Source organism: Thalassotalea sp. PLHSN55, assembly GCF_052030545.1.
Classification (GTDB): domain Bacteria; phylum Pseudomonadota; class Gammaproteobacteria; order Enterobacterales; family Alteromonadaceae; genus CANMXU01.
Genome location: NZ_JBPDIH010000004.1, coordinates 345,344 through 368,843 on the forward strand (window position 1 = coordinate 345,344; position 23,500 = coordinate 368,843).

General features: G+C 40.6%; 21 protein-coding genes. 4 read left to right on the forward strand and 17 right to left on the reverse strand.

Annotation, left to right across the window (positions count from 1 at the left end):
• Positions 1-156: 156 nt before the first annotated feature.
• Positions 157-1,497, reverse strand: a complete 1,341-nt coding sequence (locus ACRRSQ_RS10065) for a sigma-54-dependent transcriptional regulator (RefSeq protein WP_440875604.1) — start codon at positions 1,495-1,497, stop codon at positions 157-159.
• Entirely contained in the window at positions 1,494-2,666 is a 1,173-nt protein-coding gene (locus tag ACRRSQ_RS10070) for a sensor histidine kinase (protein WP_440875605.1), read from the reverse strand. The genes ACRRSQ_RS10065 and ACRRSQ_RS10070 overlap by 4 nt, the downstream gene beginning before the upstream one ends.
• Before the next feature lie 362 nt (positions 2,667-3,028).
• On the opposite strand from ACRRSQ_RS10070, the gene ACRRSQ_RS10075 reads away from it, so the two are divergent.
• Positions 3,029-3,607, forward strand: a complete 579-nt coding sequence (locus ACRRSQ_RS10075) for a YfaZ family outer membrane protein (protein ID WP_440875606.1) — start codon at positions 3,029-3,031, stop codon at positions 3,605-3,607.
• A gap of 104 nt (positions 3,608-3,711) precedes the next feature.
• Here the strand turns inward: ACRRSQ_RS10075 and ACRRSQ_RS10080 are convergent, their stop codons facing one another.
• On the reverse strand, positions 3,712-5,175 hold the full coding sequence (locus tag ACRRSQ_RS10080) for a sigma-54 dependent transcriptional regulator (protein WP_440875607.1): 1,464 nt from the start codon (positions 5,173-5,175) through the stop codon (positions 3,712-3,714).
• Positions 5,176-5,548: 373 nt separating this feature from the next.
• On the opposite strand from ACRRSQ_RS10080, the gene fliS reads away from it, so the two are divergent.
• The 3 genes from fliS (at position 5,549) to ACRRSQ_RS10095 (ending at position 6,725) form a co-directional block, all read left to right on the forward strand.
• Positions 5,549-5,947, forward strand: a complete 399-nt coding sequence (gene fliS / locus ACRRSQ_RS10085; RefSeq protein WP_440875608.1) for a flagellar export chaperone FliS — start codon at positions 5,549-5,551, stop codon at positions 5,945-5,947.
• Positions 5,948-6,280, forward strand: coding sequence for a hypothetical protein (locus tag ACRRSQ_RS10090; protein WP_440875609.1), 333 nt, complete (start codon positions 5,948-5,950; stop codon positions 6,278-6,280).
• Positions 6,281-6,410: 130 nt separating this feature from the next.
• Positions 6,411-6,725 carry a hypothetical protein gene (locus tag ACRRSQ_RS10095; RefSeq protein WP_440875610.1) on the forward strand — a complete coding sequence of 105 codons (315 nt, stop codon included), beginning with the start codon at positions 6,411-6,413 and terminating at the stop codon, positions 6,723-6,725.
• A gap of 45 nt (positions 6,726-6,770) precedes the next feature.
• On the opposite strand, the gene fliD is transcribed toward ACRRSQ_RS10095, so the two are convergent.
• The 14 genes from fliD to ACRRSQ_RS10165 form a co-directional block, all read right to left on the reverse strand.
• On the reverse strand, positions 6,771-8,195 hold the full coding sequence (fliD, locus tag ACRRSQ_RS10100) for a flagellar filament capping protein FliD (RefSeq protein ID WP_440875611.1): 1,425 nt from the start codon (positions 8,193-8,195) through the stop codon (positions 6,771-6,773).
• Between the two features lie 28 nt (positions 8,196-8,223).
• Positions 8,224-8,619 (reverse strand): flagellar protein FlaG, encoded by a 396-nt coding sequence (locus tag ACRRSQ_RS10105; RefSeq protein ID WP_440875612.1) that lies wholly within the window; start codon positions 8,617-8,619, stop codon positions 8,224-8,226.
• A 121-nt stretch (positions 8,620-8,740) separates the two neighbouring features.
• The gene (locus ACRRSQ_RS10110) at positions 8,741-10,204 is read right to left on the reverse strand and encodes a flagellin (protein ID WP_440875613.1); all 1,464 of its coding nucleotides are present in this window, start codon (positions 10,202-10,204) and stop codon (positions 8,741-8,743) included.
• A 138-nt stretch (positions 10,205-10,342) separates the two neighbouring features.
• Positions 10,343-11,785 carry a tetratricopeptide repeat protein gene (locus ACRRSQ_RS10115; RefSeq protein ID WP_440875614.1) on the reverse strand — a complete coding sequence of 481 codons (1,443 nt, stop codon included), beginning with the start codon at positions 11,783-11,785 and terminating at the stop codon, positions 10,343-10,345.
• 72 nt (positions 11,786-11,857) lie between these two features.
• A complete protein-coding gene (locus tag ACRRSQ_RS10120; protein ID WP_440875615.1) occupies positions 11,858-13,324 on the reverse strand; it encodes a flagellin in 1,467 nt (488 codons plus the stop codon).
• A 167-nt stretch (positions 13,325-13,491) separates the two neighbouring features.
• Positions 13,492-14,709, reverse strand: coding sequence for a flagellar hook-associated protein FlgL (gene flgL / locus ACRRSQ_RS10125; RefSeq protein WP_440875616.1), 1,218 nt, complete (start codon positions 14,707-14,709; stop codon positions 13,492-13,494).
• 16 nt (positions 14,710-14,725) lie between these two features.
• Entirely contained in the window at positions 14,726-16,696 is a 1,971-nt protein-coding gene (gene flgK, locus ACRRSQ_RS10130; RefSeq protein WP_440875617.1) for a flagellar hook-associated protein FlgK, read from the reverse strand.
• 52 nt (positions 16,697-16,748) lie between these two features.
• Positions 16,749-17,735 (reverse strand): flagellar assembly peptidoglycan hydrolase FlgJ, encoded by a 987-nt coding sequence (gene flgJ, locus ACRRSQ_RS10135; RefSeq protein WP_440875618.1) that lies wholly within the window; start codon positions 17,733-17,735, stop codon positions 16,749-16,751.
• Positions 17,736-17,746: 11 nt separating this feature from the next.
• Positions 17,747-18,829 carry a flagellar basal body P-ring protein FlgI gene (locus ACRRSQ_RS10140; RefSeq protein WP_440875793.1) on the reverse strand — a complete coding sequence of 361 codons (1,083 nt, stop codon included), beginning with the start codon at positions 18,827-18,829 and terminating at the stop codon, positions 17,747-17,749.
• A 30-nt stretch (positions 18,830-18,859) separates the two neighbouring features.
• Positions 18,860-19,540 carry a flagellar basal body L-ring protein FlgH gene (gene flgH / locus ACRRSQ_RS10145; RefSeq protein ID WP_440875794.1) on the reverse strand — a complete coding sequence of 227 codons (681 nt, stop codon included), beginning with the start codon at positions 19,538-19,540 and terminating at the stop codon, positions 18,860-18,862.
• Positions 19,541-19,556: 16 nt separating this feature from the next.
• On the reverse strand, positions 19,557-20,345 hold the full coding sequence (flgG, locus tag ACRRSQ_RS10150; protein ID WP_440875619.1) for a flagellar basal-body rod protein FlgG: 789 nt from the start codon (positions 20,343-20,345) through the stop codon (positions 19,557-19,559).
• 21 nt (positions 20,346-20,366) lie between these two features.
• The gene (flgF, locus tag ACRRSQ_RS10155; RefSeq protein ID WP_440875620.1) at positions 20,367-21,110 is read right to left on the reverse strand and encodes a flagellar basal-body rod protein FlgF; all 744 of its coding nucleotides are present in this window, start codon (positions 21,108-21,110) and stop codon (positions 20,367-20,369) included.
• Between the two features lie 257 nt (positions 21,111-21,367).
• A complete protein-coding gene (gene flgE / locus ACRRSQ_RS10160) occupies positions 21,368-22,750 on the reverse strand; it encodes a flagellar hook protein FlgE (protein WP_440875621.1) in 1,383 nt (460 codons plus the stop codon).
• A 53-nt stretch (positions 22,751-22,803) separates the two neighbouring features.
• Entirely contained in the window at positions 22,804-23,490 is a 687-nt protein-coding gene (locus tag ACRRSQ_RS10165; protein WP_440875622.1) for a flagellar hook assembly protein FlgD, read from the reverse strand.
• Positions 23,491-23,500 lie beyond the last annotated feature (10 nt).

Here is a 23,500-nt window from a genome sequence, read left to right on the forward strand (position 1 = left end):
ATGGGAACTGCAAGCATGATGCCAAGAAAAGTAAAATAACGAGAAAGTAGAAATTAGAAAGCCATAAGCGAGAGTATTTACACAATTTACTCATCACTTATGGCTCGTAGCTTGTAGCTTGTAGCTTGTAGCTTGTAGCTTGTAGCTTGTAGGCTATTATGCAGGAATTTGAATACCGCAATCGCGCATTTTAGCGATTTTATAACGTAGGGTTCTTGGGCTGATCCCAAGGCGCTCTGCAACAGCTTTACGGCTGCCATGACAGGCATGAAGTGTATCTAATATAATTTGGTGCTCTTGTAGTTTTAGCTCATTACCCAGTTTATCTTCATTTGTATTGGCTTCAACCTCATGGGCAATATTAGGCGTATCGAAATTTTCAATCAATAAATCTTCAGCATCAATAAGATTATTACTGTGCAGAATTAATGCGCGTTGGATCACGTTATCAAGTTCTCGCACATTACCAGGCCATTGGTATGCCACTAATTTACTCCGCGCTGCGGCTGTAAACTCTGGCATAGGATCGCCACTTTTTTGACACACTCTTTCAACAAGGTGTTTCGCGAGTGGATAAATATCATCTGCTCGCTCCGACAGTGGCAACCAAGTTAATGGAAAAACATTTAGACGATAGTATAAATCTTCACGGAATACGCCTTCTTGTACCGCTGATTTTAAATCTCGGTTACTGGTGGCTATCACTCTAACGTCTAAACTAATAGTTTTTCTTCCCGCTAAGCGCTCTACTTCGCGCTCTTGCAATACGCGTAATATTTTTGCTTGAAGGTTTAGGTCCATCTCGGTTATTTCGTCGAGTAGAATTGTGCCACCTTGCGCTTGTTCGAATTTACCTGGACATGCTTGAATAGCCCCCGTAAACGCGCCTTTCTCGTAGCCAAACAAGGTAGCTTCAAGCATATTTTCAGGAATAGCGGCACAGTTAATGGCAACAAAAGGATTATCGGCTCTTGCTGACTGGTTGTGAACATATTGAGCTAATACTTCTTTGCCTGAACCACTTGGTCCTAAAATCATCACAGAAGCATCAGTAGTGGCTACCTTTTTCGCCAGTGTTAGCAGCTCTATACTTTTTTTATCAGCAACTATAGGTGTTTGACTATTATTTTGACTCAGCGGTAAATACTGGCTAACCATGTTCAACAATACTTCAGGAGCAAAAGGTTTAGCCATATAATTACAGGCACCGTCACGCATCGCTTGTACGGCGTCGTCAATGGTACCGTAGGCGGTCATTATCAATACCGGCATATTAGCGTCGTTATTTTTAATGTTTTTTAATAGCGACAAGCCGGACATTCCACCCATTTGCACATCGCTTACCACTAAGTTAACTTTCTGGTTTTTTAGCTTAATAAGTGCTTCTTCACCCGACTCAGCTTCAACGCATTGATAACCAGCCAATTGCAGGGTATCAACTAAGGCTTCACGTAAACCTGCGTCATCTTCAACCACTAAAATTTTACTGATAGTCATAATTTGTCTCCAACAACAGGTTGCTTAGTTTGCTTGGCAACTTGCGTATCGTTATTTGCGTGTGAATTAATTAACGGAATGCGCATACAAAAATGTGCACCTTGACCTGGTTTACTCAATAATTGCACGTCACCGTGGTGAGCATTGGCCACCGCTTTAACAACCGCTAAACCTAGACCTGTGCCTTGTTTTCTTGCGGTGTAAAAAGGTTCGAAGACTTTGTCCGCTATCGTTGCATCAACGCCGGGACCATTATCGACGACACTAATATAGGCATAATCATCACCGCAACTCGCTTGAATGGTGACTTGTGCATTTTCTTGAATAATGGCTAGGCTATTATTAACTAAGTTTTCAATTGCGCCAGTAATGGCGGTTTGATTAGCTAAAATTTTACAATCGCTTGGGCAAGTCACTATTGATACACAAGCTTGTGCTTTATTGATTAACGGCTCGATGCCTTGAATACTTGTTTCAATGATTTGGTTGACGGATAAAGGTTCCACCACTTGCTGACTGCCACTTTTAGCAAACAACAGCATGTCGTTAACTTGCTGTTCAAGATCGCCTAAACGGGTCATTAATTTATCTTGGAAGTTTTCACGTGCACTAGGTTCAAGGTTGCTGTTTTTTAAATTAGCGCCATATAACATAGCCGCAGATAAAGGCGTTCTGATCTGATGCGCCAAAGTTGAAACCATTTTCCCTAATGAAGACAAGCGCTGTAACTGCGCAATTTTATCTTGCATTATTCGTGTTTCAGTTAAGTCGGTGATCATGATCAACTGACCCGGTTGATTACCCAGTGCGGTAATTTCAAGTTTTACTCGACGACCATTTTTTAATGACACTTCATGCCCGTCGTCAGCTCTTGGTTTAAAAGATCGTTTAATAACGTCAAACCAAGGTTGCCCTAATATAGGTTCATCCAATAATTGGCTGGCGATGCGGTTTACCTTGATCACAATGCCGTTGCCATCAAGCATCACCATACCTGTCGGCATAACTTCAATAATTTGGTTTAATTGATTACTTTGCTGACGCAGTAACGCTAACTCTCCTGGATAGGCTTCACTGGCATGAGTGTGCCCTTGCTCAGGAAAGTCTTGCGATCCAAGTTGTGAAGAAGAAAATGGTGTTTCTGTTTCAGAATATAATGCTAGCGCCATATGCTATTACTCAATTAACAATTGCTAATTAGGTTAAAGCATTTACCATGCCAGATAAAAACATATATTTTACAAATAGATAGACAAGGAAGGCAAAATAACTCACTGTCAATTAATTGGCCTAAAAGAGAATAAATATAAGATTTTTAGCAAATTAACACAGAAAAAAACACCCTATTACTTATATCACGTCGACTTGAGTTGTTACAAAAGCCCACAGTTACTAATCGCTACATTTTTCACCGAGTATGTACATATTTACACTTTGGATAATTTGCTATCTTACGCTATATAAAATCTGTACACCTTTTGACAAATTGAGTGCTTAGGTGTTTATTTCAACGTAAAGCAGGCTATTTAAAATGAAACTTTCAAAAATCATTAACATTACTATTGTCGCGCTTAGTAGCTTATTGTTAGCAACTGCCGCAAACGCAAACTCTTTACACCTAAGCCTTAGTAATAACAATCTAGGTTTAGGCGCTGAAGTTGAAGAAATTACGCCACATTCATCTGCTGATTTAGAGTACTTTGCAGAAGATCATTTTAATTTATATCGCGCGGGCATTTACGTTGACGCGATTGAGCGCGACAAAGAACATCCACATTTAGGTGACATGGCCATTAAAGTCGGCCCTAAAGCAGTCTATGTAAAAAGCGATCATTATGGTTATGAAGGTGGCGCAGTTGCATTGGCGATTAAAATGGAATTTCCATTATCAGAAAAATTAACGACTTACATGTCTGGTTCATTTGCAAATAGTAAAATGGCATTCGACAACTTAGAACGCTATGAAGAATTCACGTTAGGTATTAAAGCACAAATAATTGAGCATGGTGATTTCTCAATTGCTTTTAGCCATGTAGAAATTGAAACTGACAACTTAAATACAATGACGTTAGAAGACGGTTTAGTCTTTGGCGTCGCTTTTCACTTCTAAGCACAAGTCCTGTTTTAAGTTATCACCCCAAATAAAAAAGCTAATGTGCAACAAAGTTGAACATTAGCTTTTTATTATCAATAATTTATTAACGAATAGATTATTTAATCGACTTCTTTTTGTAGCTGATATTTACGCATTTTTTCAACTAAGGTTGTGCGTCGCATACCTAATAAATCTGCCGCTCTAGCAACAACCCAGTCTGTTTTATCAAGCGCTTGCGTGACCAATGAAATTTCAAGCTCAGCTAAATGCTCTTTCAGATTTAACCCTTCTTCAGGTAATAAACTTGAATTATTGTCGCTAACCGCGGGCTCTTCATCTTCTTCTTCGTCAGAATAATCAAAGCCAGCAAACAATTCATTAATTGCTTCACGCTCTTGTAATTCTTCAGGATACTCTGGCGTGTATTCTTCAACATCGATATGACGATATTTTACCGGCAGTTCACTCACATTAACGACTTGATCAGCGTACATAATGATCATACGTTCAATTAAATTAGATAGCTCACGAACATTACCCGCCCAAGGATGTTCCTGTAACGAAAGTATGGCTTGCTCGGTAAAGCGCACAGATTGGTTCTGATCATGTTCGAAACGCGAAATTAACTCTTGTAACAACAACGGAATATCTTCTTTTCTATCACGAAGTGCCGGCGTTTCTATTGGAAAAACATTTAAGCGATAATAAAGATCTTCACGAAAATCATTGGTGTCGATCATTTTTTCCAAATGTTGATGTGTTGCGGCAATAATACGAACATCAGCCTTAATGCTTTTAGCACCACCTACTCGCTCAAACGTGCGCTCTTGTAATACCCTTAATAGTTTTACCTGCATCGGCTGCGGCATATCACCTATTTCATCTAAAAATAGCGTACCACCTTCGGCAAGTTCAAAGCGCCCTTTGCGGGTAGAAATTGCGCCAGTAAATGCACCTTTCTCATGACCAAATAATTCACTTTCTAATAACTCGCCGGGAATTGCGCCACAGTTTACCGGAACAAATGGTGCCTTACTGCGCTCTGATAAATTATGAATATTACGGGCAACCACTTCTTTACCGGTACCAGATTCCCCTAAAATCAATACGTTTGCTTGAGTGCTAGCAACTTGTTCAATTAAAAATCGCACCTCTTGCATCGCATCACTCACGCCAATGAGTGAGCGAAATAACGGATTCGGCCCATTATTTTTAGCAATCTTCGAAGGGAGTTTATTATGGTATTGATGGCAATGATGAATAAGTTCAGTTAGTTGAGCATAGTTAAGTGGCACAGTTAATTCGCCAATAACATTAACTAAACCGTCAACCGCCTCTTTGTCGGGTACATCATGAAATAGAAATGGGCAGGTTGGGTTTTGCTTAACAATGTCAATCATCAATGATGATAACTGACCACAACAAATGACTGTAAGAATGTGACTATCATCTTTGAGATGCTCAGCAACATCACTTTGCGTACATAGTTCGAAGTGCTCGCCAACAAAAGACAACACTGTTTCTATTTGATGACGTCGAGCATTGTCATTGTCAACTACAAGAATACGTTTAAGACCATGCATAAGACTATGATATACCGTTCATTTATAAGTGTTATTTGTTAATTCTAGCGACAACCATAATTTTAGCAACAATTAATTGACGTTTTGATACATTTTACGACAACATTTTGACTCTTTGCTAAGCCCGTCAATAATCTAGAAAACAAACCATGCAGTTAAATAATCAATACATTGTTAGTTGTTGGTTTTGTTTGAAAATTTTTAAAATACATAAGCAGCAATTTAAGTTAGGCACAATTTATGCAAACAGTTCAGGCAGAGATTAATCACGCAATAATGTGACAATTAATTTACTATTACATACACTGACAGTAAGACCTTAAAATTTTGCTTAATGGTTAACGTCTAGTAGAACTGAGCTTTGGAGTTATTTATGACACACGCATCACTTAAAAAATATAAACAAACAACCGTTAGCGCAGCAAAGGAAGCTACACCTTATCAATTGGTTGCTATGTTGTTTCAAGAATTATTAGGAAATATAGCGGCAGCAAAAGGTGCGATAGAACAAAATGATCTTGCCAAAAAAGGCGAGCTTATTTCAAAATCTATTACCATTATTGGTGTTTTAGAAGGCTCTCTTGATTTTGAAAACGGCGGTGATGTTTCAAATAACCTTGCCGGTCTTTATCAATTTAGTGCTGAAAAGTTATTAGAAGCAAACGTAAATAACAACGCAGAGCTATTAACTGAGGTTATTGATATATTATTACCCATAAAGGCAGGCTGGGATTCAATTCCAACCGACAAGCATAACGAAGTTAGCTTTTAAATGGTTCAAAATATCCAAGTTCTATTAGATGATATTATTGCTGAGTCGCAACAGTTATTGTTGCTGCTTAGCAGTGATGAAAACTACGACTTGTCACAATTAGGTAACCAAGAAATTAATACTATTGTGTCTTCTCGCCAACAAAAGTTTGAATTACTCTTCAATACTTATAACCAAGAAGAATTAGCTGAGCACAGCAAGTTAATCGAGCATATCGTTCAGTTAGACCAAAGGTTAGTTAGCCAAGCAAATCAACAAAAAACGGATTCTAAAGATAAACTTAGTAAATTAAAGAAAAGCCAAAAAGCGGTAAAATCCTACCAAAAATATTAAGTCGACAAGATTAAATCAAACTTAGCCTGTTATGCGTTAACGCATCAACTGCCCTTATTGTTTTCCCAGACTATTACCTATGTTCATTTTTTGACTATACTCTAGTTAATCAAATGATGTTGAGGTAAGCATGTCAGTCGCCAATCCTTTGACTGCAGCAAGTGATATTGCCAAAGTAAAGCCTGAATTAAGCTCGGTTAGTCTTGCAAAAGAAAAGCCGTTAAAACCTGATCTTAAAGAGTTTTCAGCCGACGTTGTTGAAATATCTAGTCTCGCCCAAGAAAAATTAGCCAAAGAAACACAAGTTGAAGCGACACGAAAAATTGAAGATATTGCCAGCCAAGTGATCCGGATTAGCTCAAGTATTGGTAAAGCAAAGTCGATGGGAAACTTAACCAACCAACAGGCAACTGAGCTTTATAATAAAATTGCCAGCTTATTATAACCGCTGACTTCGCTACCACCTGCTGTTTTGATTGATTTAGTTATTTTAGTTATCTTTCTTAACGACGCCCGGCATATTTTCTAATTGCGCCATCAAGTAAGTACTGGTTGAGTTTAAGCCAGCAACCAATAAATCCATCGCATTGTATTGTGCGTAAAGCCTAGCTTCTAATGATTCCATTTTACGAGTGAAGGTTTCTCGATCTTCATCTAAACGGTCTAATTGGTCTTCCTTGCTATCTAAACGACCTTGGATAATGCCATCTGATTCGGTATAAAAGCCTAATAAATTATCAAGTCCACCAGCAAAACCATCACCGTCATCACTTACACCAACAAAAAAGTTTTGTACTGCATCAACATCATTATCTATTGCATCGTTAAGAATTTCACTATCAAGGCTTAACACACCATACCGGTCGCCCGTAACGCCAAGTTGAGACAGAGTTAGCGTTTCGCCATTACCACTATCAAAAGCTTCACTTAACTCATTACGCAGTTTACTCATCACGCCACGAAGCAAAGAGTCGCCAGCAAGGGGCCCTACACCTGCATCGCCGACACTTCCTAAACTATTGCTCAATTCAAGTAACTCATTGTAGCTTTTAATAAAAGTATTTAGCCCAGCCGCAATATTGTTATTATTTTCGCTAATTGCAATTTGGCTATCATCGTCATCAATATCATGTACTTTTTTAGCGGTAATATCTATGCCGTCAATAACGTCTTTAAATTCATTGGTGGTACTGGTTATTGTGATGGTGTTATCGATGGTAATTTGAGCGTCGGTTGCCGCTTGTACTTGAGTTAAATTGGTGATCGCTGTAGGCAGTGCCGCAGGATCATAGGCTAAGCGCGACAAGCCAAGGTTATCAGTATCATTGCCATCACTAACATCATCCACGGTAATCGTTATGGCATTGGCAACACCGGTTTCTTTACTTGTTAATACAAGGTGTTCACCAGTATCATCGGTAATAATGGTCGCTAATACTGACTCGTTATCAACAGAATCATTAATGGCATCACGAATGTCGCTCAAGGTATCTGTATTTGATACAGCAATATCAAAGTTATTGCTACCGGAGTTAAAGGTTAATGTACCTTCTCCAATAGCCTCAGCGGAATCAATGGACGCAGATGAAAGTTTGTGACTGGCAGCTAAAGCATCAACTTGAACAGCGTAATTGCCTACTTGGGCATCTTTTGAAGCAGTTAATGATAAAAAGTCATCCGAACCAGAGGCTGTTCGTGTTTGGTAATTGTCACTGTCACCTAATGAAGTAATTGAGTTTGACACATCTTCTAGTGCTGATTTTAACGCGCCGACAGCTGAAATATCAGTGGTAATTTTTCCTGCTTGCTGATTAAGTCTTGACTCAAACGGAGCTCGTTCGGCGCCAACAATTGCACTCACAATCTCTGAAACTTGCAAACCAGAGCCTAAGCCTGGAAATGATATACTCGGCATAAAACCACCACTTGTTAAAAATTAACGATTAAACTTTAGTATCAATAAAACCGCCAACCATTTCAGATAACTTAGCAACCAAAGTTAACACTTCTTCCGAAGGAAACTGTTTAACTAATTCACCATTGTTTTTATCAATCACTTTAATGACATCTCGACCAGAGTCTTTATCTACAGAAAACTCTAAACCACGATTCATTTCACCAACAAAATCCTGCAATTGTTGCGCCACCTTTTCAAGTTGCTGAGGGGTTAACACCGCAGATTCTTCTGTTTTTTTATTAACTTCTACCTGTTTAATTTGCTCACTAAGCGCCCGAGCTTTTTCTAACGATTCAGCACTGATAGCTGACTCATTATTGCGCTTAACTTCCGTAGAAATACCGTTTAAAGCAATTTCAGGGTTATTTTGCACTACACTCATTATTAGCTCCTTGGTTATTATTTTCAATGTTAAACAACATTAATAAACATCAAAATATAAAACACAAAAAGGAAGGACCATTACAGCTCCTTCCTTTTATTACTTCCATCAGCTAGCTGTATTAGCCAATTAAGCTTAATGCCGCTTGTGGCAATTGGTTAGCTTGAGCTAAGATTGAAGTACCTGCTTGTTGCAAGATTTGGTTCTTAGTCATGTTAGCAGTTTCAACAGCAAAATCAGTATCTTGAATTCGACTACGTGACGCTGCAACATTCTCTTGGATGTTAGCCAAGTTAGAAATTGTGTGGCTGAAACGGTTTTGAATCGCACCTAAACTTGCTCGTTGAGAGTCAATACTTGCGATAGCACCATCGATAACTGCTAGTGCATTTTGCGCACCTGTCGCCGTACCAATATCTAACGTGCTAATAGCATCTAATGTAGAAGCTGTTGCAGCAGTTGCACCGTAGGTAGCATCTGAAGCAGTAGTAGAGAATGATTCAGTTGACGTTAAGCGAACTGTACCAGCGACAACCATTGAGTCAGTACCAGTTGCAGCACCTAAAGTTGCTGTTACCGCAGAAGCTGTACCTGCGTAGTTAACACCGCCCATTACTACAGTACCACCAGCAAAATCTTCGATACGAATATCAGCACCAGTTTCATCAACTAAACGTAAGTTAGTACCGTCGATTTCAGCAGTTACGCCATGCTGTGTTGATTTTTCATTAATTGCATTGGCAATATCGGTAAAGTTACCAGAGGCTGAAATAACAGTGTCATTTAGTTCAAACGATACTGAGCCTGTTGCCGTAAGAGTTTTTAACTCAACTTCTGTACGTGCGTCAGCAGTAACACCCGTTACATCTGATTTACTGTTTACTGACGCAGCGATAGTTGCCGCACTGTTATTTGCGCCAATAGTCACTGATTCAGCAGTTGTGTTTTTACCACTAATGCTTAATGTACCGGCAGCGACACCATTGGTACCAGCTGCTGCAGTACCTGTTGCCGTTGTTGCGGCTGCTTGACCAAGACCTGCAACAGTCGCACTGCCAAGGTCACGACCTTGTCTACCAACATCAGCGGCAGCAATACTAGATAACGAAACGCTAATGGTTTCATTCGCGTTAGCACCCACTTGGAAAGATTTAGTACCAAATGAGCCGTCAAGTAGTTTGGTATTACCAAAGCTTGTTGTATCTGAAATACGGGTTAATTCTGTTTGAAGCGCAGAAACTTCTTTTTGAAGTGCTTCACGATCTGATGCTGAGTTAGAGCCGTTAGCTGATTGTAGTGCTAAGTCACGCATACGTTGTAAGATGCTGGTAGACTCTTGCATTGCACCTTCAGCTGTTTGTGCCATTGAAATACCATCGTTAGCATTTCGTTGTGCAACACCTAGACCATTTACTTGTGACGTTAAACGGTTTGAAATTTGAAGACCAGCAGCATCATCTTTTGCGCTGTTAATACGCATACCTGATGACAAGCGTTGCATTGCAGTGGTTAAGCCTTCACCTGATTTACCTAAGTTACGTTGAGCATTTAATGATGCAACGTTAGTATTTACTGAAATAGCCATTTTAAAACTCCCGATTACAAAAATGTAATTTGTCTATTAGTTTTTAAATTAGGAACTATCATTTTCATCATCAAGCCCCGTTCAAAACCTTTAACGGCAGTTTTAAAATTATCTTTAATCTTTTTTTTAAAAAAATATTTAATTGAGTTTTTCAAACAGTTTTGGCACAACAGATGGATGCACATGAATATCATCTATATGGTATTTATTATTGCTCTGTCCCGCTAAATTAGTTAACTGGTAAACATCAAGAAAAGCCAAACCATTTTTCTTACACAGCGCTCTTATGGTTTCATTAAAGTACTGAATAATATTTTTTAAGATTACTTGATGTTCTTCTGATAGGAATTTTAGCTGATCTGCATGTGGCGCAGGCACGCCATATATAATAACCTTAAACTTCTTTTTTTGTCCTTGTGTGATTAATGCGTCGATATAACTCGCTAACATCTTATCGATAATATTTTTATAATCAGCATCATGCGCTAAACAATATTTGAGTATGCCTTCGTTATAACGGCAATCAATTTCACCAAAAGCAAACACCACGGCGCTATTTTCAGGTAAACCAGTCATCACGCGATTAAGGCTTTCTTTAAAGCGGTTGTTTTGCTGTTGAGAAAAGTGAAAAACTTTCGCGCCTTTGACGAATAACGAGCGAATATTAAAGTTTTGTTGCTCAAAAGTAACTCGCATATTGTTAGGCGCAAAACCATGGCTTTCAGAGATGAAATATAAATCTTGCTGCCTTTCGGTGTATAAAGATTCATTTTCTCGGTAAAAGGCAATAAGCCTTTTTAAGTAACCATGAAAAACTTTTAAATTGGTTAGGTTTTCATAATTTCCTTCAGGGTATGTGTATACCCCCTCACTCAACTGAATTGCTTGTTCTGCTTCATCAACATTGTCAAATAACCAAAATAATATCGCTTTACCAACCAACAATTCGATCAAGTCGATATCTTTAAGTTGCTGGCTAACCAAACCCATGTCAGCGACTTCTAGCGCATTTTGGTATTGATGCATGTACATGAAATTATCATAAATATTGAAATATACAGCGGACTTATCGCCATTAAACTCCATGAGCTTCAATAAGGTTTCATTAGAGTGTTCAAATCGCCCTAACTCTTTATAAAGCTTTCCTAAATTCAAACGAAAAACTAATTCATCGCCTTTAAGTAAAATCGCTTGTTTATAATGTTTTTCGGCAAGCTCTATTTGTTGGGTATTATGCGCGCAAATAGCGTAGTTATTATGTGCCTCGGCGAAATTCGGCTCAAATTTTAATGCCATTTGGCAATATTTTTCCGCACTTGAAAAATCTTTAAGGCAAATATAGGTATTTGAAATAGCGTTAAAAACGTCTGCATTGTTTCCATGAACTTTTAGTAGCTTTTCAAATGCAGTAATCGCCTGATCATAACGCCCCATCCCTTGATAATTTAAGGCAAGCAAATACATGGCTTCTTGAACCGTACTTTTTTTAGCTAATACTTTGTCACAAAGTGACAGTGATTCAGTAAAACTACCATCCTTGTAAAAAACAGCGGCTCTATTAAGTGCATTTTTTATATTCATAACTAATACCTTCTACTAAAAATTAAAAAAGGAGACTAGGTCTCCTTTTTTATCATGGTTTGTCACTAAAAGTTAACCACCAATTAAGCTAATCGCCGCTTGTGGTATTTGGTTAGCTTGCGCCAAGATTGAAGTACCTGCTTGTTGCAAGATTTGGTTCTTGGTCATATTAGCAGTTTCTACTGCAAAGTCAGTATCTTGAATACGACTACGCGATGCTGATACATTTTCTTGAATGTTTGCTAAGTTACTAATGGTATGGCTGAAACGGTTTTGAATCGCACCTAAGCTAGCTCGCTGAGCGTCAATACTCGCTATCGCTCCATCAATTACTGAAAGTGCATTTTGAGCTCCTGTCGCTGTACCAATATCAACAGTACTTACCGCCTCCAATGTAGAAGCTGTTGCCGCTGTAGTTGCACCAATGGTTAAATCTGAAGCGGTAGATGAGAAAGTCTCTGTCGAACTTAAACGTATTGTACCTGCTACTACCATAGAATCAGTACCAGTTGCGGCACCTAATGTTGCTGAAGGAGTTGCTACTGTGCCATCATATGATGCACCTTTCATTACCACAGTACCACCGGCAAAGTTTTCTATGCGAATATCATTGCCCACTTCATCAGTCAGTTTTAAGTTATTACCATCAATTTCAGCAGTAACACCATGCTGTGTTGATTTTTCATTAATTGCATTAGCAATATCTGAAAAATTACCAGTACTTGAAACAACCACATCATTTAGCTCAAACGATATTGAGCTTCCTGAAAGAGCCGATAATTGCACTTCTGTACGCGCATCTGCGGCAACACCGGTAATATCGGTTTTACTGTTAACTGAAGCTGCTATAGAACTTGCTGAACTATTCGCACCAACGGTAACAACTTCTGGCGTCGTGTTTTTACCACTTAATGTTAATGTCCCTGCTGCAACGCCATTAGTCCCCGACGCAGCGGTTGCTGTTGCTGTTGTTGCTGCAACTTGACCAAAGCCCGCTACAGTAGCACTTGCTAAATCAGATGTTTGCGAGCCAATTTGCGCCGCTTTAACACTTGATAGCGACACGCTAATGGTTTCATACGCATTAGCACCTACTTGGAATTGCTTCGTACCATAAGTACCGTCAAGTAACTTGGTGCTACCAAATGATGTCGTATCAGCAATACGGGTTAATTCAGTTTGCAGTGCTGACACCTCTTTTTGAAGTGCTTCACGGTCAGACGCAGAGTTTGAACCATTAGCTGCCTGCAAAGACAGTTCACGCATACGCTGTAAAATATTGGTTGACTCTTGCATCGCGCCTTCAGCAGTTTGTGCCATTGAAATACCGTCATTAGCATTTCGTTGCGCAACACCTAAACCACTAATTTGTGAAGTTAAACGGTTTGAAATTTGTAAACCGGCCGCGTCATCTTTTGCGCTATTAATACGCATACCAGACGACAAACGTTGCATTGCAGTTGCTAAGCCTTCACCCGATTTAGTTAGGTTACGCTGAGCGTTCAATGATGATGTGTTGGTTACTACGGATAAAGCCATAATAAAACTCCTAATGTTTATAACTGTATTTATTAGAAGCTTTTTTTACTAAAGCCTCTTTTACTCTTGTTAAGTTAACCTTGAGTCACTCCACTCCGGTAACTTAAATTTTTCTACTAGATATCTAGCAAAACTCTTGCCAATCACTTAAATAATAAACAAAGTGATCAAATATAATTAAACAAACTTAAATTTTGAATTTGAGTAAATGTCTGCTGAGCCGCTTGTAACGCCATTTGCGACTGTTCGAACTCTGAAATAGCTTTAGCAAAATCTAAGTCTTCAATTTTTGAACGACTACTGTTTAAATAAAGCTCAGTATCTAAGTGGTTATTTTTTTGACGGTCGGTTAGTTGCAAGCGAATACCGGCATCTGCACGTTGAGAAGAAATGTGGTCTAATGCTTGGTTAAGTTGACCTAAAACTGTACTATAATCAACCTGATGCTGTACTTCTGATACTGGTGACGTACCAACATCAATCCAATCTATAGCAGCTTTTATCGTATCAAAAACACTGATCGTTTCTTGCGGCAATAAATCAAAATCATCACCCGGCAATGGGTTGCCGCCTAGTTGCACATCGACACCGTTTGGTAGGCTAATAAGCTCGCCTGGTGTATATGTCGTTGTGGTGAACATAACGTCGCCGTCATTATCAGTAATAGTTAAGTCAGTTTCAGAAGCAAACGAAAAATTATAAGGTGTCGGGTAACCTGCGCCTGCTGAAGTGTCATTATCACCCGGGCGTGCTATTACAGCATGTTCAACAAAAATCCCCGACGTATTAGCATTGTATTGCGCGGAAAAGTCACCAATATTATTGGCGACTTTTTCGAAAGCCTGTTCACCAGAAACATTCGTTCCTACCATGACATTTTTGGCGATTTGTAATTCACGTTCGCCATTATCGCCATGATAATTTACTGAATTGTCGGGTTGCAGGGCAAAAGGTTGTTTATCGATTTGAAAACCCGAAAAAATGTAGCCGCCCGTTTCATCTTTGGTATTAGCAATATCAAGTACCTGTTTAAGGCTATTAGTCGCTTGTTGAGAAATAGATGCCAGATCTGCTTCAGCATAAACACCGTTATTGGCTTGTAACAATAAATCGCGCAGTTCATTTAAAATGTTAGTGGTATTAGAAAACGCGACTTCTTGATAATTATTGCGGCTTTCGGCTTGGGTAATGTTTCGTTGGTATTTTTCAATATTTGACAATTCATTTTTATAACCGGCCAGTGCACTGTAAGAAACCGCATCATCTTTTGCAGTAAGTACACGTTTGCCGCTTGATAAGTAAGCCGACTGTTCGCTGAGCGTGGTTTGCTTGTCTGACATTTGCAAACCATTTTGAAAATAAAATTGAGCAGTAGATACGCGCATAATTCTCTCCTAAGCGCTAACGAGCAGCCGCTAATAGCGTGTCGAAAATAGTATTGGCGGTTGAGATAATTTGTGAAGCCGCTTGATATGCTTGTTGAAATTTCAATAAGTTAGCCGCTTCTTCATCTAAATTTACACCCGAAGTTGCCTGATTTCGGTTATACGCTTGTGTATAAAGCGCCTGCGATGTATCGCTGTTTAACATTGCCGTACTGGCTTTAGAACCAATATCAGACGTTGATATCGCTAAACTTTCACTGAAAGTTTCGCGACTACCATTTAATACCGATTGTTCTTGCGTTAACGCCATCGCGGTCATATTTGTGCTATTACCTAAGCCATAAGCGTCATCAATAAAAAACTGCTCAGGGGCGTGTGTCGCTGAACCCGATGGCATGCCGGTAATTTCAATTTGAAATAACGCAGTAGCCGGTGACGGCGGTAAATCGATCGTTTGCGCAGTCGGCACGTATGGAATAGGTGCTGACGTGACATTGCTGCTATCGGTATAGGTATAGGTAAATGTGCCTGGCGGGTTTTCCAACACGTCAATACGCATTGGCATAGCCGCACGAGCACCTTCTGGGTCTAACATGGACGTTATTTCAACTTTACCGCTACTGACATTATTATCTGATGGCGTAATAGCAACGGGAGAGCTGGCGGCAAAGCCAGCACCATCGTTTAAGGTTACATCCATTAAGGCAGCGCTGTTTTCCATCGGGCGAATACGAAATACGTCATTAGTCGACGGTGTGCCCGAGTCTTCAATAAATTCAAAGCCGTGCGCGGTAGCAAATGGGCCTGTCCCCGGCATACCTAGTGTAACGGTAGAATTATCCGTTAAATTAGTCATTTGATAGTTGGTACCATCAAAGCGTACTTCAAATTCGTCGGTAGGTACCAAAGAAATATCACTGATATTAACGCGACCTTGCAGATCGCCATTATTCTTGGCGCTATTTAATACTCGTCCTTGCTGCATTTGCGTCGTATTTAAATCAGTGAAAATATTTTCACCTTGCTGCTGGCTTAAATTTAAACCATTACTTTGCGCATCGTTCAGTGTGGCAGCAACACCTGCCGCTAAGCGGTTAACTTCAGCGCGCACTTGCATAAGATCATTGTCACGAAAATCAAACTTAGCCGCTAATGAGCCGCCCAAGGTAGAGCCTTGAAGTGCGACTGTGCTATTAGGGCCGGCAAGTCGTAACTGAGTTTGCAATGGATCTGGGTCACCAGCCACCACTGTCATAGAAAGTGGCGTAATACCGGCAACAAGTGTCGAGCCCTGCCCGATCATTACCGTCATAACCCCATTGTTATCAGTCACAGTTTGTACTTTGGTATATTCACCTAGTTCGGTGATTAATTGATCGCGCTTATCTAATAAGTCGTTGGCTTGCCCTACTTGGCTGCCGCCTTGGCTCGTTAAAATTTGCTCGTTTATGGCAGCAAGTTGTGTAGATATCTCAGAAATATTTCGTGCGATTTGGTCAATTTCACCGTTTGTGGCTTTTTCCAGTTGATCAAAGCTTTGGTTAATTGAACGAAAATCACTGGCTAAAACTTCGGCTTGGCTAAGGGCAATATTTCTTAAGCCCATATCACTTGGGTTGTCAGCCATGCCGTTAACGGCTTGGTAAAATTGCTCAATCGATGTTTGAATAGCGCCGCCATTTAGGCTCATGGTTTCATTTAGTTGGTCAAGCTTTTCAAAAGCGGCTTTGGCATAACCTAAGCTACTTTGACTATTTAACTGTTCGGTATAAGAGAATTGGTTGTAAATACGGGTAATGTCTTGAATATAGGTACCCGAGCCAATGTAATTGGTACCGTTAGAAATACCCATCGACGCATTTTGTTCCGCGCGCTGGCGTGTATAACCATCGGTATTAACATTAGAGATATTATGGCCTGTTGTTGCCAACTGCTGCTGCGCGGCAAGTAAACCACTAACCCCAGTTTGATATAAGTTAACAGACATGAAAAATACCCCTAAATAATGCTGTCGATTTTACCAACGCATTATTGAAAAATTATTGCTGAATCAGTTGGGTCACTTTCTTTAACGTACCCATTATTTTGTTTGCGTAGTTAGGATCTGTCGCATAACCCGCACTTTGTAACCCTTGCAAGAACTGCTCCACATTATTAGTTTGCTGCAAAGCACCTTGGTAACGATCGTTGCTAGAAAGAAAGTCGATATAGTCATTAACGCTGTCAGCAATAGATTGATAAACACGGAAAGGTTCATTTTTCTTAACCATATTACCTTGTTCAAATTCCAAAGTTTCTTTTGAGGTTTTATCCCCCTGCCAGCGGCGGTCGGCCTTAATATTAAAGAGGTTGTTTGAGCTTTGGCCTTGTTCAGTTTGAATGATTTTTTTACCCCAGCCAGTTTCCAACGCAGCTTGTGCAATAACCACTTCAAACGGCACTTTTAACTTTTCTTGTACTTTTTTCGCCGGCTCAACCAGCGCGGTTACAAAATCTTTTGGCTGTTCAAATGATGGCGCTAAATTATTATTTGCTTGTTGACTCACTGGTGGTAGTTCAACTCGACGATTATTTGACACTCGAGCATCAGAATTTTCTTTGCTCAAATTGACTTTCGATGCATCGATTTCTGTCGTATTTGCGCCAACTCGCGCACTTAATGTACCGTCGTTACGAATAATAGAACTTGGCGTAAAATTCTCGTCGCCGCCACTAAGTTGCCTTTTAATAAGTTCAGATAAACCTAAACTGCCATTATTCGATAGCTCTAACGACATTTGCTGGTCGTGCATATCACGGTAAAATTTAGTCGACTGAGAATTAAATGGGCTGTCAGAGGCAAGCACATCTTGGGCACTACGCATGCTCTTCATCAGCATTTGCATAAAGATGGCTTCAAACTGTTTTGCCGCTTGATCAAGCGCCTCATCTTTTGACGCTTGATCACTTTGTTTTGACTGATGGCGAATATTATTTAGGCCATTAATATCAAGAAAGTTATTGGCATCTGCCAGCTTAGCAACCATAGTCAAGCTCCCTAAATGATCACTAGCTCGCCACGCAATGCGCCAGCTTGCTCTAAAGCTTCTAAAATCGCCATCACATCCCCCGGACCTGCGCCAATTTCATTAATCGCGCGTACTAAGGTATCTAAGGTAACCCCAGGGTTGAAAACAAACATGCGATTGTCGTCTTGATTAACATCGATAATTGATTGAGTCGTTACCGCGGTTTCGCCTTCAGAGAAAGCATTAGGCTGTGAAACATCTTGAATTTCGTTGATCGTTACTGTTATGCCGCCATGGGTAATAGCTGCCGGCAATAATCGCACATCTGCGCCAATGACTATGGTGCCCGTGCGTGAATTCACAATCACTTTCGCCGCTGGAGTATCCGGTTCAAACTCTAAGTTTTCTAATGATGCTAAAAAGCTCACTCGATCAGCAGCATCTCGTGGCGCCGTCACTTTTACCGAGGTCGAATCAATCGCTCTTGCCGAGCCAGGAATGAAGTTATTAATCGCATCAGACAAGCGCTGTGCGGTAGTAAAATCAGCATTGCGTAAATTAAAGGTGATGTGCTCACCGGTATGAAACGGTGATAATACTTCACGTTCAACCGTTGCGCCATTGGCTATGCGACCAACAGTGGGTGTATTCACTAACACTTTTGAACCGTCTAAGCCTTCTGCGCCTAAGCCACTAACAACTAGGCTACCTTGAGCAACCGCATAAGGGTTACCATCAATACCCATTAAAATAGTTTGTACTAAAGTGCCACCACGTAAACTTTGCGCGCTGCCCATAGAAGATACGGTTACATCTATGGTTTGCCCCGGCTTAATAAACGCCGGCAGTTCGGCATGTACCGCAACGGCCGCGACATTTTTGATTTTCGGTTTTAAGTTCTCAGGCATGGTAATGCCAAAGTTACTTAACATGGTTTTAAAGCTTTGCTCAGTAAACGGACTTTGCTCGCCCGTTCCCGGTAAACCCACCACTAAACCATAGCCAATAAGTTGGTTGGTGCGCACACCGGCAACATCAGCCAAGTCTTTAATACGTTGCGCATTGGCTTGACCTAATAACAGCAAACCTAAAAATAAAACAGCTACTCGCATGAACGTTTTCATAAAATTCACCTTCGGCGCCTATAAAGGCCACCACTTACTACTGAAGAATTTGGTAATCCAACCTTGCTCGTTTACATCCGCAAAAGTACCTGTGCCTGCATATTGAATGCGAGCATTGGCGACTTTGCTTGATAAAATAGTATTGGTTGAAGAGATATCTTTAGAACGAATAATGCCGGTTAAGCGAATGTATTCATCGCCATTATTTAGTGTCATCCACTTTTCACCGCGGATCATCAAGTTGCCATTGGGCAATACTTTTAAAACATGAACCGAAATATTACCTTGCAAACTATTGCCTTGGTTCGCTTTCGAGTCACCTTTAAACTCAGATTCTTGATCAACACCAAACTGCAACGACTGACCATTAATCGTAACTGGTGAGCCGCCTAAGCCGATAACCGGATTTAAGGTGCTGCCATTTTCTTTTTTCAATTCCGTTTTGGCATTTTTATTGGCTTGCGTGCTTTCGCTTAAGACCACCGAAATAATATCGCCAACCCGATGTGCTTTTGAGTCTGAATAAATGTTATTAACGTAGTTTGCGCGAAACAATGAACCCGTTGGTACTACCGAGACTTCTTCCTCTTCCGGTAGAATAGGGGCAAAATCAGGATCATTAGGTAATACTTGCGCTTCTTCAATAGTGGCACAAGCACTTAGGCAAACGATCAACGATCCTATCAATAAATTTTTCATCATACGCCTCCTAACCTTACAACTGTTGATTGATGTAACTTAGCATTTGGTCAACCGCTGAAATAACCTTAGAGTTCATTTCATATACGCGCTGACTTTCAATTAAGTTGACCAGCTCTTCGGTAGTATTGACGTTTGACGTTTCAAGTGCTGACTGCACTAACATGCCGTAGCCTTCAAGGCCAGGTACACCTTCTTGTGGTGCACCACTTACCGCCGTTTCAACGTATAAGTTTTGCCCTACCGGTTGTAAGCCTGTTGGGTTAACAAAGTTAATGGTATTAATTTGGCCAATAACTGCCGGTTCGGCTTGCCCTTGCAATGACACTGAAACTTCGCCGTCTTGCGAAATAATTATGCTTTGTGCATCTTCTGGAATAGTCACTTGTGGCTGCAATAAATAACCTGCGCCTGGGGTGACCATGTTGCCTTCTTCATCCATGGTAAATTGACCATTGCGAGAATAAGCAGAGCTTCCATCAGGCATTAAAATTTCAAAAAAACCATCACCTTGAATTGCGATATCAAGCGGGTTATCTGTGGTTAACATATCCCCTTGTGAATGAATTTTCTGCGTCGAGACAACTTTAACCCCCGCACCTAACATTAAACCTGATGGCATTTCAGTGTCTTGTGCTGAACGTCCGCCCGGTTGGTTGATGGTTTGATAAAGTAAGTCTTCAAATACCGCGCGGCTTTTTTTATAGCCAACGGTACTTGCGTTCGCTAAGTTATTTGAAATTACGGCAATATCTTTAGTTTGTGCATCTAAGCCGGTTTTACTGATCCATAATGCTGGGTTCATAAGTCACCTCAATTGGTTAAATTAGAAAGCACGAAGTAAAGACGAAGCAGCGCTATCGTTTTCTTCAGCGGTTTTCATAAGTTTTAATTGCATTTCAAACTGTCGCTGCAATGCGATCATGTCGGTCATTTCACTGACAGTATTAACATTACTCGACTCAAGCATGCCGCTGGCAACATTGACTAAAATATCGGCCGGCTCGGTATTGCCATCTTTGCGTCTGAATAATCCATCGCTGCCTTTTTCAAGCATGCGGTGCTCGGGGTTAACCAACTTAATTCGCGCAACTTCGTCTTGAATATTAGCGGCCGCCCCTTCAGGCTGAACCATAATGGTTCCGTCTCGACTAATTTGAATATTTCTAACTGGTAGTTGTAAGAAAATAGGCCCAACTTCGCCGAGTACAAGTTCACCAGAATTGGTTTCAAGCGCGCCAGTTTCTGTTAAGCGTAAATGACCACTTCGGGTATAACCTTCGCTGCCATCTTTTGCTTGCACGGCAAACCAGCCTTCCCCTTCAATAGCAATATCTAAATCGCGACCAGTAGAGAGTAAAGCACCACTGTCAAAGTTTTGGCTAGAGCGCTCAGTCATTGAAAATACGCGGCTAGGCATGCCTTCACCAAAGGCTTGCATTGAACGTGCTTGCGCTAAATCTGCTTTAAACCCCGTAGTTTTAGCATTGGCAAGGTTATTTGCATTCACTGATAAGGCATGCATGTTTTGCTTGGCACCGCTCATCGCGATATAAAGCATCTTATCCATAATGAATCCTACCTATTAAAAATCTATAGTATGGAAATGCAAGTAAGGTGCCAGAGTGGTGGTGATAAGGTTTTGGCGGGTGAGGAATTAAGGGTGTTAATAAGTAAAAAAGCTAGGTGAACACCTTGTGCTCACCTAGCCTACTGCTTTACCTTCGACGGGTATTTTTAAACTTTTTATTTTCGCTTCTAGCTTTTAACTTCTAGCTTTTAGCTTTCCACTTGTCACTTCTAGCTTCTAGCTTCTAGCTGCTCTTACTATCGTATTTGAAGGATAGTCTGATTTAACTGATTATCCACTTCTAACGCTCGCGAGTTCGCTTGGAAATTTCGCTGCGCTGAAATTAAGTCAATTAGCTCAGTGGTTAAGTTAACGTTCGCTTGTTCTAGTGCTGACGAGTTAATGGTACCAAATGTACCTGAACCTGCTTCACCAGCTAATGCTTCACCAGAGGAAATACTTTCTTTCCAACCAGTATTGCCCACTTGGGTTAAGCCCTGCTCATTAGCAAAATTCACTAAAGCAATTCGTGATAGTGGCTGTGAAGTACCATTTGAATAAGTAGCTCGCACTAAACCATCAGTACCAATATCAATACCCGTTAATCGCCCTACAGCTAAACCGTTTTGATTAAGCGCTGTTACTTCAAAGTTTGACGCAAACTGCGTTGGTTCATTTGGGTTTGGCGCTAGAACGTCCAAGTTAAAATCTATTTCTACAGTTTGATCGGTATCAGCACCATTTGGTAAATGGTTAGTAAAATCAACTGTTACAATACCACCTTCTGCCGGTGTTGGTGATTGACTAACAAAATCACCTGAGGCATTAAAAGTTAACCTAGCACCACTAACCCCGCCCGTTGGCTGTAAAGGTCCTGATATCCCGCCACCAACCGGTAACCCTGGAACTGCAGGTACACCACTGTCATCAATATCAATAACCTCACCATCAACTGCAGCAAACATCATCCAGCTATTTGGATTTACAGCAGGATCATCTTTAACAAAGAAGTAGGTCATGATATGGCTATCGCCTAATGAGTCAAAAATAGTTACCGAAGTGGAATGGTTAAAGGTTAATGGATCATCTGGATCAAAGTTACCCGGTGCCGAAGAAATATAAGCATCGCCTGCTGGCAAATTCATACGAATATCAACTTCTGAGGTTTGCGTTGGCGCACCTGATGCGGTTGGAATACGAATAGGCTCAGCGGTACTTAAGCTCACCGAGGCTGAGCTACCATCTGGGTTTACCGGAAAACCTAGTAAATGTTCACCTTGCGAATTTACCACAAAATTATCACTGTTTAATTTAAACTGACCAGCACGAGTATAAGATGTTTCTAAGCTGTCAATTTCTGGCACTGTCGCAAAAAAGCCGTTACCTGTGATCGCTAAATCGAGTGCGTTATTAGTAAACTGAATACTACCTTGAGAAAATTGCTGAGCAACATCGGCGGTTAATACACCGTCACCAACTTTTGTTTTACCTGATGCTAATAACGACGCAGCGTAAACATCAACAAATTCAGTACGAGACTCTTTAAAACCTGTTGTATTAACGTTAGCAATATTATTCGATGTTACATCGAGATCTTTTTGAGCAGCGTTTAAACCACTTAGTGCGATATTAAATGACATAATGACACCTCTTTAAAAATTTTTTTAGCTGGCTAAAACTGATTTATCCTAGCTTAACCTTCTGATACTTCGACAACATCGGCTAACGCCATTGAGCTGCCACCATTAAGGTTGAGTAAAATGCTTCCGCCAGCGCCTGCTAACGTTACACTGTCTACTTTACGATATGTTTGAGCTTGCAATTCTTGTGCCTCTCCGCCGACTAAACCAACGATTCTAAAACGGTAAGCACCTTCTGGCGCCGGTTCACCGTCAGAAGTTTGACCATCCCAAGTAAAGGTCGCAGAGCCGGCTGCTACACTGCCAACAGGCACGGTTTGAATCACTTCACCGGCGGTATTTTCCACGTAAATAGAGACATTACTTGCCGCTTGGTCGGTGACGATTTTGCCTTTAACTTGCTCGCCTTCTGCCATGCCAAAGACATTGTCGTCAACTAAAACACTGCGACCAACTAATGACGAGGCCTGTAGTGCTTGGCTTGACGTCATTGACGAGGCAAATTCTTCAAACTGATTGTTAAGTTGGCTAACGCCATCGGTTGTTGAAAACGCGGTCATTTGCGAGATCATTTCATTATTATCAACCGGCTTTGTTGGATCTTGCTGGGCAAGCTCCTGCGTTAATAAGGCAAAAAAGTCTTCTTGGGTAAGCATGCCATTTGAGCCATCGGCAATATCAACTTCTTCCTTTTGCCAATGCAGACCATCTAGGGCACTACCACCATTAATTGTCGTCATAATTATTCCC

What these genes read in the sequence shown, in the direction of transcription:
- ACRRSQ_RS10065 (WP_440875604.1), bottom strand. Translation starts at nt 1,497, where the DNA reads ATGACTATCAGTAAAATTTTAGTGGTTGAAGATGACGCAGGTTTACGT.
- ACRRSQ_RS10070 (WP_440875605.1), bottom strand. Translation starts at nt 2,666, where the DNA reads ATGGCGCTAGCATTATATTCTGAAACAGAAACACCATTTTCTTCTTCA.
- ACRRSQ_RS10075 (WP_440875606.1), top strand. Translation starts at nt 3,029, where the DNA reads ATGAAACTTTCAAAAATCATTAACATTACTATTGTCGCGCTTAGTAGC.
- ACRRSQ_RS10080 (WP_440875607.1), bottom strand. Translation starts at nt 5,175, where the DNA reads ATGCATGGTCTTAAACGTATTCTTGTAGTTGACAATGACAATGCTCGA.
- fliS (WP_440875608.1), top strand. Translation starts at nt 5,549, where the DNA reads ATGACACACGCATCACTTAAAAAATATAAACAAACAACCGTTAGCGCA.
- ACRRSQ_RS10090 (WP_440875609.1), top strand. Translation starts at nt 5,948, where the DNA reads ATGGTTCAAAATATCCAAGTTCTATTAGATGATATTATTGCTGAGTCG.
- ACRRSQ_RS10095 (WP_440875610.1), top strand. Translation starts at nt 6,411, where the DNA reads ATGTCAGTCGCCAATCCTTTGACTGCAGCAAGTGATATTGCCAAAGTA.
- fliD (WP_440875611.1), bottom strand. Translation starts at nt 8,195, where the DNA reads ATGCCGAGTATATCATTTCCAGGCTTAGGCTCTGGTTTGCAAGTTTCA.
- ACRRSQ_RS10105 (WP_440875612.1), bottom strand. Translation starts at nt 8,619, where the DNA reads ATGAGTGTAGTGCAAAATAACCCTGAAATTGCTTTAAACGGTATTTCT.
- ACRRSQ_RS10110 (WP_440875613.1), bottom strand. Translation starts at nt 10,204, where the DNA reads ATGGCTATTTCAGTAAATACTAACGTTGCATCATTAAATGCTCAACGT.
- ACRRSQ_RS10115 (WP_440875614.1), bottom strand. Translation starts at nt 11,785, where the DNA reads ATGAATATAAAAAATGCACTTAATAGAGCCGCTGTTTTTTACAAGGAT.
- ACRRSQ_RS10120 (WP_440875615.1), bottom strand. Translation starts at nt 13,324, where the DNA reads ATGGCTTTATCCGTAGTAACCAACACATCATCATTGAACGCTCAGCGT.
- flgL (WP_440875616.1), bottom strand. Translation starts at nt 14,709, where the DNA reads ATGCGCGTATCTACTGCTCAATTTTATTTTCAAAATGGTTTGCAAATG.
- flgK (WP_440875617.1), bottom strand. Translation starts at nt 16,696, where the DNA reads ATGTCTGTTAACTTATATCAAACTGGGGTTAGTGGTTTACTTGCCGCG.
- flgJ (WP_440875618.1), bottom strand. Translation starts at nt 17,735, where the DNA reads ATGGTTGCTAAGCTGGCAGATGCCAATAACTTTCTTGATATTAATGGC.
- ACRRSQ_RS10140 (WP_440875793.1), bottom strand. Translation starts at nt 18,829, where the DNA reads ATGCGAGTAGCTGTTTTATTTTTAGGTTTGCTGTTATTAGGTCAAGCC.
- flgH (WP_440875794.1), bottom strand. Translation starts at nt 19,540, where the DNA reads ATGAAAAATTTATTGATAGGATCGTTGATCGTTTGCCTAAGTGCTTGT.
- flgG (WP_440875619.1), bottom strand. Translation starts at nt 20,345, where the DNA reads ATGAACCCAGCATTATGGATCAGTAAAACCGGCTTAGATGCACAAACT.
- flgF (WP_440875620.1), bottom strand. Translation starts at nt 21,110, where the DNA reads ATGGATAAGATGCTTTATATCGCGATGAGCGGTGCCAAGCAAAACATG.
- flgE (WP_440875621.1), bottom strand. Translation starts at nt 22,750, where the DNA reads ATGTCATTTAATATCGCACTAAGTGGTTTAAACGCTGCTCAAAAAGAT.
- ACRRSQ_RS10165 (WP_440875622.1), bottom strand. Translation starts at nt 23,490, where the DNA reads ATGACGACAATTAATGGTGGTAGTGCCCTAGATGGTCTGCATTGGCAA.